Raw genomic sequence first — 12,791 nt, 5'->3', positions numbered from 1 at the left:
TAGGCAAGGAAAAGATAAACCTTAAAATGAAAACTGAAACATTCAGGGAGAAATGAAATGACTAGTGTTACCATTACTAAAGGAGCCGTTGAGACGCCTATCTATTTGCGGATGTTGAATCGTCATGGTTTGATTGCAGGTGCAACAGGAACAGGAAAAACGGTTACTCTCAAGGTCCTAACAGAAAAATTAAGCAAAGAAGGTATTCCGGTCTTTCTAGCCGATATCAAGGGAGATTTATCTGGCTTAGCCAAAGCCGGGCAATGGACGCCAAAACTGGAAGAACGCTACAAGCTTCTTGGGATCACAGATCCGTTTGAGCCACAAGCTTTCCCTGTTCGATTGTGGGACGTCTTTGGCCAAGCTGGTCATCCTGTTCGGGCGACTGTCGAAGGGATGGGGTCATTGCTTCTTTCTCGTCTGCTTGATTTGAATGAAACCCAATCAGGAATTCTCGCAATTGTCTTTAAAGTGGCCCAAGAGAAAGATTGGCCCTTGATTGATTTGAAGGACCTACAAAGCCTTTTAAAGGAAGTCTATGAGCACAGTTCAGACTATTCAGCCCAATATGGCAATATCACCAAACAATCTGTCGGAGCCATCCAAAGAAGTCTCTTGGTTCTTGAAGAAGAAGGAACAGATCAGTTTTTCGGAGAGCCAGCACTTGATTTAAATGATTTCATGCAACTCGATGCATCTGGTCGTGGGTATATCAATATTCTTTCGGCTACAAAGCTCTTTCATTCACCAAAATTGTACTCAACCTTTTTGATTTGGATGCTGTCTCGTCTTTTTGAAACACTTCCAGAGGTTGGGGATCCTGAAAAGCCAAAATTGGTCTTCTTCTTTGATGAAGCGCATCTCCTCTTTAAGGATGCAAGCAAGCTCTTTCTTGAGAAGGTTGAGCAAGTGGTACGCCTAATTCGTTCGAAGGGTGTAGGGATTTACTTTATTACCCAAAATCCTCAAGACCTTCCAGAATCTGTTTTGGCACAGCTTGGAAATCGTGTTCAGCATGCTCTTCGGGCTTATACACCCAAAGAAATGAAGGCGATTAAGGTTGCTGCCCAAAGTTTTCGTCCGAATCCAGACTTTGATACAGAAACAGTGATCACAGAATTAGGGACAGGGGAAGCCTTGGTTTCTTTCCTCAATGAAAAGGGGCAACCTAGTGTGGTTGAGCGTGCTTACATTCTCTCTCCTCAATCGAGTTTTGACCTCTTAAATGAGAGTGAACAATTGGCCTTGATCACGACATCGCCTTTCCATCAAAAGTATGCGACGACGATTGATCGAGAATCTGCCTATGAAAAATTAGCAGCTAAAGCAAGCAAGGAAGCACAAGAAGAAGAGCAAAAAGAAGCAGAAAAAGAACGAGCTGCAGCAGATAAGGCGGCTCAAAAACGTAGTCCAGGTCGTCCAAGAAAATCCAGTCTTGAAAAAGCCAAGGATTCCTTCTTGAGTTCCTTATTCCGGACGATTGCGCGTGAGATTGCTAAGCTAATTATGGGCTCCTTTAAACGGAAATAAGCCTTTGATGAAAAGAAATAAACTTTTTAAAAAGAAACCGTTTTCTCTTTCTGATAATTCTTGTTATTTTCAGTAGAATCTTTTATAATTAATCTCGTATGAAAAAATATTTTAATCTACGCTCGATCATGATTGCGGTCAGTATTTTATTGTGCTTAGTGGGAACAAGCGCACTGGGCTACTTGCATGTTACGCAACCAACAGCATCAGCAATTGAAAAAAAAGCAAAGAAAACAAAAGAAGCAAAAGAACAAGATATCGAAAAGTCTACCCCTGAGACGAAAAAACCGCGTGTCAAATCTCCTGAAGCTAAGCAAGCAGTAGTAGATGCAGACATGGAAACGATGAGCGCTTATGGCCTTGTCTATGATTATGCTAATAAAGGTTTAGTAGAGGTTGTCCAGGATTTCCTAGCAGAAAGTGGAATTGATCCGTCACAAGTTGCCTTCACGTATCGCAATGCCATTACAGGAGAGCAATTTGCCATGAATGATCTTCAACCAATGACGGCAGGTAGTACCTATAAGCTACCGTTGAACATGTTGGTGGTGGATGAAGTCGCAAAGGGCAAACTCAATTTAACAGACCGGTTTGACATTACCAATACTTACTATGAATATGTAGGAGAGCATGACAATTACGTTGCTGCCTTTGATGGAGCCATGTCTATTCCTGATATGCAGCGCTATTCATTGGTTTACTCTGAAAACACCCCAGCCTATGCTTTGGCAGATCGTTTAGGGGGGATGGAGCAAGCGCGTAAGTTGTTCAGTCGCTATGGTCAATCTCGTTCACCAGAGGTTAAAACCTTTAGCGAAGATAATAAAACGACAACGGATTATTACATCCATGTCTTGGAATATCTTTGGAATCATCAAGAAAAATATGCGGATTTACTAGAACTGATCGGGGAGTCTTTCCCAGGTGAGTACTATAAAAAATTCTTGCCAGATTTGGTGATTCAACAAAAACCAGGATATGTTGCTGAAGCACTTAATGTGGATGCGATTGTCCGTGAATCGACTCCTTATTTGGTTGCTATCTACACTGCAGGACTTGGAGGGACGACTCCAGAAAGTTCTGAAATCAGTGGCGTTGGTCTTTATCAATTGGGACAATTGGCTTATGTTATCAATGAATGGCATCGTGTCAATATGAATGAATAATCGACAGAAGGTCTGAGGGTTGCTCAGGCCTTTTATTCTATCAAAGTAGGATGAAATTCACTTGGTGTTTCGAATTACTTTTCTGTTCTAAAGAGACTTCTTTCCCTTTTCTATAAAAAGTATGTTATACTACTAATAGTAATAAGAGGAAGTATAGACATGATTACAAAGGAAGATTACCAGTTGCTCCGCTCGCATCCAGCCTTTTCTGCGCTACCAGTGGAGCTATTTGATAAATTAGCTGTTGAAATTCATGCCAGGGATATCCCTAAAGGACAAATTTTATTTTATGCAGGAGATAGGCGGGAGCGCATTTTTCTTCTGGCAAAAGGCTTTGCTCGTATTGAGCAATTTGATTCGTCTGACCAATTCTCCTATATGGATTATATTAAGAAGGGGGCTCTGTTCCCTTATGGTGGGATGTTCCAGGATGAGCGTTACCACTATACAGCTAGTGCGGTGACGGATTTGCGTTGTTTCGTGATTCCCGTCAATCTCTATGAATTATATGCCCAAGAGAGCAAGGAGCAGTTGCTCTTTATTATGAGAAAGCTCTCCTCCATCTTAGAATTTCAAGAGTTGCGCTTGCGCAATGTCGTGACAGCTAGTGCCAGTGAGCGCGTGATTCAATCCTTAGCCATTCTGTGCAAGGACTATGAAGGTCTAGGAAATCAGCTTCCATTTCCAATTAGTATGAAGGAAATGGCCAAATTAGCAGCCACAACTAGAGAAACCGTCAATCAAGTTTTAAAGAAACTCATCGATTCTCATAAGATCCAGTATGAGAGAAAACAACTAACTTTTCTAGATACAGCCTACTTTTTAAAAAGTTTTGAAGAGATCAACTAATTCGTTGATCTTTTTTTATTTTTTACAAAAAAATATATATTCATAAAAATAATATAAAAGGCAAAATATGCAAAGAAAACGCTTCATATTAACTAAAAAATAGGAAGGATTCAAAAAAACGCCAAATTCTTTGCATTCAAAAAGTAGAATCCTTTGTGAAAGCGGTACCAATAAAGAATATAATAACAATTGTAATAAGCTTGTGAACAAGCTCAAAGAAAAAAGGAGGACTATAGATGTCTACACACCCAATTCATGTTTTCTCAGAAATTGGAAAACTGAAAAAAGTTTGTTTGCACCGTCCAGGTAAAGAGTTGGAAAACTTGATGCCTGACTATCTTGAACGTCTTCTTTTTGATGATATTCCATTCTTGGAAGATGCTCAAAAAGAACACGACGCATTTGCTGAAGCACTTCGTAACGAAGGAATCGAAGTACTTTATCTTGAGCAGTTGGCTGCTGAATCATTGACTTCTCCAGAAATTCGTGATCAGTTCATCGAAGAATACCTTGAAGAAGCGAACATTCGTGGACGCCAAACAAAAATTGCGATCCGTGAATTGCTTCACAGCATTGAAGACAACCAAGAATTGGTTGAAAAAACAATGGAAGGGGTTCAAAAAGCTGAACTTCCAGAAATTCCTGAAGAAGCAAAAGGATTGACAGACCTTGTTGAATCTGACTATCCATTTGCTATCGACCCAATGACAAACTTGTACTTCACACGTGACCCATTTGCAACAATTGGTAATGCAGTATCATTGAACCACATGTACGCAGATACACGTAACCGTGAAACTTTGTATGGTAAATACATCTTCAAATACCACCCAGTTTACGGTGGAAAAGTTGAACTTGTCTACAACCGTGAAGAAGATACTCGTATCGAAGGTGGAGATGAGTTGGTACTTTCTAAAGATGTATTGGCAGTTGGTATCTCACAACGTACTGATGCTGCATCAATCGAAAAATTGTTGGTAAACATCTTCAAGAAGAACGTTGGCTTCAAGAAAGTATTGGCCTTCGAATTTGCGAACAACCGTAAATTCATGCACTTGGATACAGTATTCACAATGGTGGACTACGATAAATTCACAATCCACCCAGAAATCCAAGGTAACCTTCGCGTCTTCTCTGTAACTTATGAAAACGAACAATTGAAGATCGTTGAAGAAAAAGGTGATTTGGCTGAATTGCTTGCTGAAAACCTTGGTGTTGAAAAAGTTACATTGATTCCATGTGGAGGTGGCAACGTCGTTGCTGCTGCACGTGAACAATGGAACGACGGATCAAATACTCTTACAATCGCACCAGGTGTGGTAGTAGTATACGACCGTAACACTGTTACCAACAAGAAATTAGAAGAATACGGACTTCGTTTGATTAAGATCCGCGGAAGTGAATTGGTTCGCGGTCGTGGTGGACCTCGTTGTATGTCAATGCCATTTGAACGTGAAGAAATCTAATAGAGAAGACTGAGAGCTGGTCTTTGGGGATCAGCTCTTTCTTCTTACTGATCAATACTAGAAAGAAAATAGGAGACAAATAGAATGACAAATTCAGTGTTCCAAGGACGTAGCTTCTTGGCAGAAAAAGACTTTACACGTGCAGAGTTAGAATACCTTATCGGACTTTCAGCTCACTTGAAAGACCTTAAAAAACGCAACATTGAACACCACTATCTTGCTGGTAAAAACATTGCGCTTTTGTTTGAAAAAACTTCAACTCGTACTCGTGCTGCCTTCACAACAGCAGCTATCGACCTTGGTGCTCACCCAGAATACTTAGGTGCAAACGACATCCAACTTGGTAAAAAAGAATCTACAGAAGATACTGCTAAAGTTCTTGGACGTATGTTTGACGGTATTGAATTCCGTGGTTTCAGCCAACGTATGGTTGAAGAATTGGCTGAATTCTCAGGTGTTCCAGTATGGAATGGTTTGACTGACGAATGGCACCCAACTCAAATGCTTGCAGACTACTTGACAGTTCAAGAAAACTTTGGACGTTTGGAAGGTTTGACACTTGTATACTGTGGTGATGGACGTAACAACGTTGCGAACAGCCTTCTTGTAACAGGTGCTATCCTTGGTGTGAACGTACACATCTTCTCACCAAAAGAACTCTTCCCAGAAAAAGAAATCGTTGAATTGGCAGAAGGATTTGCAAAAGAAAGTGGCGCTCATATCTTGATCACTGAAGATGCTGACGAAGCAGTGAAAGGTGCAGATGTACTTTACACTGACGTTTGGGTATCAATGGGTGAAGAAGACAAATTTGCAGAACGTGTTGCCCTTTTGAAACCTTACCAAGTAAATATGGATTTGATTAAGAAAGCTGATAACGAAGACTTGATCTTCTTGCACTGCTTGCCAGCCTTCCACGATACAAATACTGTTTACGGTAAAGATGTTGCTGAAAAATTCGGCGTAGAAGAAATGGAAGTTACTGACGAAGTGTTCCGCAGCAAATATGCTCGTCACTTTGACCAAGCTGAAAACCGTATGCACACTATCAAAGCGGTTATGGCAGCTACTCTTGGTAACTTGTATATTCCAAAAGTTTAAGACTTTATAACCGTATACCAACAGCTATAGGGGCTGGACTGCTAGCTTTAGTCCTGCCCCTATTTTTTATAGAAAGGGAAAACTTATGTCAAGAAAAATCGTCGTTGCTTTGGGAGGAAATGCTATACTCTCATCTGATCCTTCTGCTCAAGCTCAACAAGAAGCACTTGTAGAAACAGCAAAACACTTAGTCAAATTAATCAAAAACGGGGATGACTTGATCATCACTCACGGAAATGGTCCTCAAGTAGGGAACCTCTTGCTCCAACACTTGGCAGCAAACTCTGAAAAGAACCCTGCTTTCCCACTTGATTCATTAGTTGCTATGACCGAAGGAAGCATTGGCTACTGGCTTCAAAATGCTCTTCAAAATGCTCTTCATGAAGAAGGAATCGAAAAAGATGTGGCTTCTGTTGTGACACAAGTCATTGTTGATAAGAACGACCCAGCTTTTGTCAACCTCAGCAAACCAATCGGTCCATTCTACTCAGAAGAAGAAGCAAAAGCAGAAGCTGAAAAATCAGGTGCAACTTTCAAAGAAGATGCTGGTCGTGGCTGGCGTAAAGTTGTGGCTTCACCAAAACCAGTGGATATCAAAGAAATCAATACCATCCGTACCTTGTTGAACGACGGACAAGTCGTTGTTGCTGCTGGTGGTGGCGGTATCCCAGTTGTGAAAGAAGCAAATGGTAGCTTGACTGGTGTTGAAGCTGTTATCGACAAAGACTTTGCATCACAACGTTTGGCTGAGTTAGTAGAAGCAGACCTCTTCATCGTTTTGACTGGTGTAGACTATGTCTTTGTAAACTACAACAAACCAGACCAAGAAAAATTGGAACATGTCAATGTCGCTCAATTGGAAGAGTACATCAAACAAGATCAATTTGCACCAGGAAGCATGCTTCCTAAAGTAGAAGCTGCGATTGCCTTTGTAAATGGTCGTCCAGAAGGAAAAGCAGTTATTACATCACTTGAAAACCTTGGAGCTTTGATTGAGTCTGAAAGTGGAACAATCATCCAAAAAGACTAATGAAAAATTAGGAAAAAACTAGTATTTTAAAGCTTATTGTGATAGAATAAGTCTATAGGTAAGCGTTTTACAAGAGACTCTTGTAAAACATCACTCACACTTTGTTGCGTTAGGAGGAAGACAAATGAGTGAAAAAGCTAAAAAAGGGTTTAAGATGCCTTCATCTTATACCGTATTGTTGATCATCATTGCTATTATGGCAGTGTTGACTTGGATTATCCCAGCTGGAGCTTTTGTGGATGGTGTTTATAAGTCACAACCGCAAAATCCTCAAGGGATTTGGGATGTCTTGATGGCTCCTATTCGTGCCATGCTAGGAACAACACCTGAAAAAGGTTCGTTGATTAAAGAAACTAGTGCGGCGATTGATGTAGCCTTCTTCATCTTAATGGTTGGTGGTTTCCTTGGTGTTGTCAATGAAACTGGGATGCTAGACACTGGTATTGCTTCCATCGTGAAGAAATACAAAGGTCGCGAAAAAATGTTGATTTTGGTTCTTATGCCTTTGTTTGCTCTTGGTGGTACAACGTATGGTATGGGTGAAGAAACCATGGCTTTCTATCCTCTCCTTGTGCCAGTTATGATGGCCGTTGGATTTGATAGTTTGACTGGGGTAGCCATTATCTTGCTCGGTTCACAGATTGGATGTTTGGCATCTACCTTGAACCCATTTGCAACAGGTATCGCATCTTCAACTGCAGGTGTTGGTCTTGGTGAAGGTATCATCCTTCGTTTGATTTTCTGGGTTGTCTTAACTGGTCTTAGCACTTGGTTTGTTTACAAGTATGCAGATAAGATCCAAAAAGACCCAACCAAATCTCTCACCTATGCAACTCGTGATGAAGATATGAAATTCTTCAATGTTGGTGAGGATGATGAAAATGTTAATTCAACTCTTACAAAGAAACAAAAACAAGTCTTTGTACTCTTTGTTTTGACCTTTGTCTTGATGGTCTTGAGTTTCATTCCTTGGAATGATCTCCATGTTACTATTTTCAGTGACTTTAATACTTGGTTAACAGGCCTTCCAGTAGTTGGTAAGATTGTTGGTACTTCAACTCAAGCTCTCGGTTCATGGTACTTCCCTGAAGGAGCAATGCTCTTTGCCTTTATGGGTATTTTAATCGGTATTGTTTACGGATTGAAAGAAGAAAAAATTATTTCATCCTTCATGAATGGTGCAGCTGACCTCTTGAGTGTTGCTCTTATCGTAGCAATCGCTCGTGGTATCCAAGTCATCATGAACAACGGTATGATCACTGATACTATCTTGAACTGGGGTAAAGAAGGACTCAGTGGACTTTCATCTCAAGTTTTCATCGTCTTGACTTACATTTTCTACTTGCCAATGTCATTCTTGATCCCATCATCATCTGGTCTTGCCAGCGCGACAATGGGTATCATGGCTCCTCTTGGAGAATTCGTACATGTACGTCCTAGCTTGATCATCACTGCCTACCAATCAGCATCTGGTGTCTTGAACTTGATCGCACCAACTTCTGGTATTGTAATGGGAGCTCTTGCTCTTGGCCGCATCAACATTGCTACTTGGTGGAAATTCATGGCAAAACTTGTTGTTGCAATTATAGTAGTAACAATTGTTCTCCTTCTTCTTGGAACCTTCGTTACATTCTTATAAGAAGTGAGTGAGGTGTTTCATGAAAAATAGAATAAAAGACGATGTAAAAGAGCAGTTTTTAAACTCTCTTCAAACCATCATTTCTTACCCTTCTGTGTTAAATGAAGGGGAAAATGGAACACCGTTTGGACAAGCTATCCAAGATGTCCTAGAAAAAACCTTAGAGTTTGCTCAAGAATTAGGTTTTCAAACATATATAGATCCTGAAGGATACTATGGATATGCAGAGATCGGTCAGGGGGAAGAACTCCTGGCCGTTCTTTGTCACTTGGATGTTGTTCCAGCCGGTGATCTAAAAGATTGGCAAACGCCACCCTTTGAAGCGACTGTTGTCGGTGACTATCTAGTAGGTCGTGGTGTGCAGGATGATAAGGGGCCGTCACTCGCTGCCCTCTATGCAGTTAAGAGTTTGCTGGATGATGGCATCCAGTTTACCAAACGAATCCGCTTTATCTTTGGGACGGATGAAGAAACCTTGTGGCGCTGTATGAACCGCTACAATCAAATTGAAGAACAAGCAGATCTTGGGTTTGCGCCAGATTCTTCTTTCCCATTAACCTATGCTGAAAAAGGCTTGTTACAAGTGAAATTGCATGGCCCAGGTTGGGATGATCTTCCTTTACAGGCTGGTCAGGCCCTCAATGTTGTTCCAGATAAAGCGACCTATGCAGGTCATCGTTTAGAAGAATTGCTTCCCGTTTTGGATCAAAGTGGGGTTCAGTATAGCCAAACAGAAGATTCTGTAACGGTTATGGGAGTTTCAAAGCACTCCAAAGATGCAGCCGAAGGAGTGAATGCCATTGTCGGTTTAGCGGAAAGTCTGTCCCTCATCCAACCCCACCCAGCCTTGCTCTTTATTGCAGATGCTGTTGGTGAGGATGCAACTGGAGAAGCCCTATTTGGAAAAATTACAGATGAACCAAGTGGGGATCTTTCCTTCAATCTTGCGACCCTTGTGATCGATCAAGAACAATCGGAAATCGGGATTGATATCCGGATCCCCGTCTTAGCAGACAAGGATGCCTTGGTAGCTCGTTTGCAAGAAATTGCAGCTAGTTATCAGTTGGAATATGAAGAGTTTGATTATTTAGCTCCTTTATATGTTCCTTTGGATAGTCCTTTAGTCAGCTCTTTGATGGCCGTCTACCAGGAAGAAACTGGTGATAAGACGCCAGCTATGTCTTCTGGTGGTGCGACATTTGCTCGGACCATGGAAAATTGTGTCGCTTTCGGCGCTCTTTTCCCAGGTGCAGAACAGACCGAGCACCAGGCCAATGAACGAGCAAAAATTGACGATCTCTACGCTGCGATGGAAATCTATCGAGAAGCCATTCAGCGACTAGCGACAAAATAAAAAGTTTGGAAACTTAGTTTCCAAACTTTTTATTTACTAAAGAAGAAGGGTGGGGTGAATTCTTTTAATTTTTCAAAACAATCCAAAGCTCCTTGGTTGTCTTCGCAGATAACCAAACAGACATCATCTCCACAGATGGTGGCTACAATTTCTTGAAGTTCCAATGCATCTAAGATAGCTCCAAAGGATTGGGCCAGACCTGGAAGAGTTTTTACAACGACCTGGTTTTGAACGGGCCGTAACATAACTAAGGCATCTTCCATATACATCCGCAGGCGCTTTTCCCAACGGGAAGGAGCGATGGTGTTCATGGCATAGTAGGAACTATCCCCCTCGTTAATTTTTACCAAATTCAAGGATTTAACATCCCGTGAAAGGGTGGACTGGGTAACGAGAACGCCATTGGCTTCTAAGGCTTCTTGGAGTTCTTGTTGGGTATGAATCCTACGCTCAGAAATGATCGAGCGGATCAAGCGGTGGCGACTTTCAATTTTATTCATGAGAGACTCCTTTACTTGATGAACATGGCATCCCCAAAGCTGAAGAAACGGTAGCGTTCTTGAATAGCATGGTGGTATGCTTCGAGGGTTAATTCACGGCCAGCAAAGGCAGAAACCAACATGACCAGAGTTGATTTTGGAAGGTGGAAGTTGGTTGAAAAGGCATCGACGACTTTCCATTCATAACCTGGTTTGATAAAGATATTGGTCCAACCTGAATCGGCTTGGATATCTCCATCAAATTTATTGCCAATCGTTTCAAGGGTTCGAATAGAAGTCGTTCCGACGGCCACGATGCGTTTTCCTGCAGCTTTTACCTGACGAAGGGTCGCAGCAGCCTCTTCAGAAAGTTGGTAAAATTCAGAGTGCATCTCATGGTCTTCAAGATTGTCCACGGATACTGGACGGAAGGTTCCTAGGCCTACATGAAGGGTCAAGTAAACAAGATGAACACCCTTTGCTTCAATCTTTTGGAGCAATTCTTGGGTGAAATGAAGACCTGCCGTTGGAGCTGCAGCAGAACCATTTTCTTTGGCGTAAACAGTTTGGTAGCGCTCGCGGTCAGCAAGCTTTTCGTGAATATAGGGAGGAAGTGGCATTTCACCAAGGCTTTCCAAAACTTCTAAAAAGATCCCTTGGTAGTGGAAGCGAACGATACGGCCTCCGTGCTCTAATTCTTCCTCGACAGTTGCGGTCAAACGACCATCTCCGAAGCTGACTGTGGCCCCGACCTTTAAGCGTTTTGCAGGTTTTGCCAAGACTTCCCAACAGTCATCTTGCGTATTTTTAAGGAGAAGGAATTCGACGTGACCACCTGTTTCTGGTTTGACTCCATGAAGACGGGCAGGTAGAACGCGCGTATTGTTCATGACAAGAGCATCTCCTGGCTCCAATTCATCCAAAATTGCATCAAAATGACGGTCTTGGAATTGCCCTGTTTTTCGATCGAGGATCAAGAGTTTAGAGGCATCTCGTTTTTCAAGAGGGGTTTGAGCAATCAGTTCTTCAGGCAAATCAAAGTCAAAGTCGTTAGTATTCATTTGCGCTCCTTTTATAATAAATTTGTGAGTAGATAGATGGTAGTCCCGACAGCTAAGAGCATCAGGCTGATTCCCATCAAAAAGATCAGGACCTTGAGAATCTTTCTTTGATGAATCAAGAAAGATAAGAGAAAGACAAGGAGTCCGATCAAAAAAATGATGAATAATAGTGATACAATCATACCTTTCATTATATCACGAATCGACTTGAAAATGAAAAAAATGCCAGAAAAAGATAGCGGTTTCACTTGACAAAAATTGGTCTATACCATATAATAAAAGCATAGAGAAATAGGAGGTCTATCCAATGAAAATTATTGAAGTAAAGGACCAAATTGAGGGTGGAAAAGTTGCCTTTGATATATTGAAAGAAACTTTAAAGGAAGGTGCTCAAACCTTAGGTCTTGCGACTGGAAGCAGTCCCCTTGAGTTTTATAAACAAATTCGTGAAAGTGATTTGGATCTGTCTAATCTAATCAGTGTGAACTTAGATGAATACGTAGGGTTGACGGGAGATGATCCTCAATCTTATCGGTATTTCATGGAGAAAAACCTCTTTGATGCCAAACCATTCAAAGAAAGTTATCTCCCATCAGGTGTAGAAGAATCTGCCGATCAAGAAGTGATCCGTTATAACAAAATACTCGAAGACCATCCAGTGGATCTTCAAATCTTGGGAATCGGACGCAATGGGCATATCGGTTTTAATGAGCCAGGGACATCCTTTGATAGTCAGACCCACTTAGTTCAGTTGGATGCCTCTACCATTGAGGCCAATTCTCGTTTCTTTGATAAGATCGAAGATGTACCAACCCAAGCCATTTCGATGGGGATTGCCAATATCTTAGCTGCGAAATCAATTGTCTTGTTTGCTTATGGGGAATCAAAAGCCCAAGCAATCAAAGGTACAGTAGAGGGTGAAAGGACAGAAAAAGTGCCAGCTAGTGCCCTTCAAGGACATCCAAATGTGACCATTATTGCGGATAAGGAAGCCTTGAGCTTGTTAAGTCGATAAAAAACAGGACCTATCGCCGATTTATTCGGGCCAGATAGGTTTTTTTCTGCTTCAAAATATGGTACAATACAAGTAATTATCTGCTGGGATTAGCTCTTTTC

The 12,791-nt window shown here is 41.4% G+C and carries 11 protein-coding genes; 9 read left to right on the top strand and 2 right to left on the bottom strand.

Annotated elements, in window-relative coordinates:
* Positions 1-57: 57 nt before the first annotated feature.
* From RDV49_RS08985 to RDV49_RS08950, 8 genes are all read left to right on the top strand, one after another.
* Complete coding sequence (locus RDV49_RS08985; RefSeq protein ID WP_003006339.1) at positions 58-1,530, top strand: helicase HerA-like domain-containing protein; 1,473 nt, start codon at positions 58-60, stop codon at positions 1,528-1,530.
* 98 nt (positions 1,531-1,628) lie between these two features.
* Complete coding sequence (locus RDV49_RS08980) at positions 1,629-2,696, top strand: serine hydrolase (RefSeq protein WP_003006341.1); 1,068 nt, start codon at positions 1,629-1,631, stop codon at positions 2,694-2,696.
* Positions 2,697-2,855: 159 nt separating this feature from the next.
* Positions 2,856-3,545, top strand: a complete 690-nt coding sequence (locus RDV49_RS08975; RefSeq protein WP_003006344.1) for a Crp/Fnr family transcriptional regulator — start codon at positions 2,856-2,858, stop codon at positions 3,543-3,545.
* Positions 3,546-3,781: 236 nt separating this feature from the next.
* Positions 3,782-5,011, top strand: a complete 1,230-nt coding sequence (gene arcA / locus RDV49_RS08970) for an arginine deiminase (protein WP_003006347.1) — start codon at positions 3,782-3,784, stop codon at positions 5,009-5,011.
* Positions 5,012-5,095: 84 nt separating this feature from the next.
* Positions 5,096-6,112, top strand: a complete 1,017-nt coding sequence (gene argF, locus RDV49_RS08965; protein ID WP_003006350.1) for an ornithine carbamoyltransferase — start codon at positions 5,096-5,098, stop codon at positions 6,110-6,112.
* 85 nt (positions 6,113-6,197) lie between these two features.
* Positions 6,198-7,142: a carbamate kinase gene (gene arcC, locus RDV49_RS08960; RefSeq protein WP_003006354.1), complete on the top strand. Its 945-nt coding sequence runs from the start codon at positions 6,198-6,200 to the stop codon at positions 7,140-7,142.
* 124 nt (positions 7,143-7,266) lie between these two features.
* Positions 7,267-8,781: a YfcC family protein gene (locus tag RDV49_RS08955; RefSeq protein ID WP_003006358.1), complete on the top strand. Its 1,515-nt coding sequence runs from the start codon at positions 7,267-7,269 to the stop codon at positions 8,779-8,781.
* Between the two features lie 19 nt (positions 8,782-8,800).
* Positions 8,801-10,135, top strand: a complete 1,335-nt coding sequence (locus RDV49_RS08950) for a dipeptidase (RefSeq protein WP_003006361.1) — start codon at positions 8,801-8,803, stop codon at positions 10,133-10,135.
* A gap of 29 nt (positions 10,136-10,164) precedes the next feature.
* Here RDV49_RS08950 and RDV49_RS08945 read toward each other — a convergent pair whose 3' ends face one another.
* Entirely contained in the window at positions 10,165-10,635 is a 471-nt protein-coding gene (locus tag RDV49_RS08945) for an arginine repressor (RefSeq protein ID WP_003006364.1), read from the bottom strand.
* Between the two features lie 11 nt (positions 10,636-10,646).
* On the bottom strand, positions 10,647-11,675 hold the full coding sequence (gene queA / locus RDV49_RS08940; protein WP_003006367.1) for a tRNA preQ1(34) S-adenosylmethionine ribosyltransferase-isomerase QueA: 1,029 nt from the start codon (positions 11,673-11,675) through the stop codon (positions 10,647-10,649).
* Positions 11,676-11,982: 307 nt separating this feature from the next.
* Between queA and RDV49_RS08935 the strand changes: the two genes are divergently transcribed.
* Positions 11,983-12,690, top strand: a complete 708-nt coding sequence (locus tag RDV49_RS08935) for a glucosamine-6-phosphate deaminase (protein ID WP_003006372.1) — start codon at positions 11,983-11,985, stop codon at positions 12,688-12,690.
* Positions 12,691-12,791: the final 101 nt, after the last annotated feature.

Source organism: Streptococcus parasanguinis, from assembly GCF_031582885.1.
Classification (GTDB): domain Bacteria; phylum Bacillota; class Bacilli; order Lactobacillales; family Streptococcaceae; genus Streptococcus; species Streptococcus parasanguinis_M.
The sequence above is the reverse complement of the archived record's forward strand: the minus strand, read 5'-3'. Positions and strand labels throughout refer to the sequence as shown.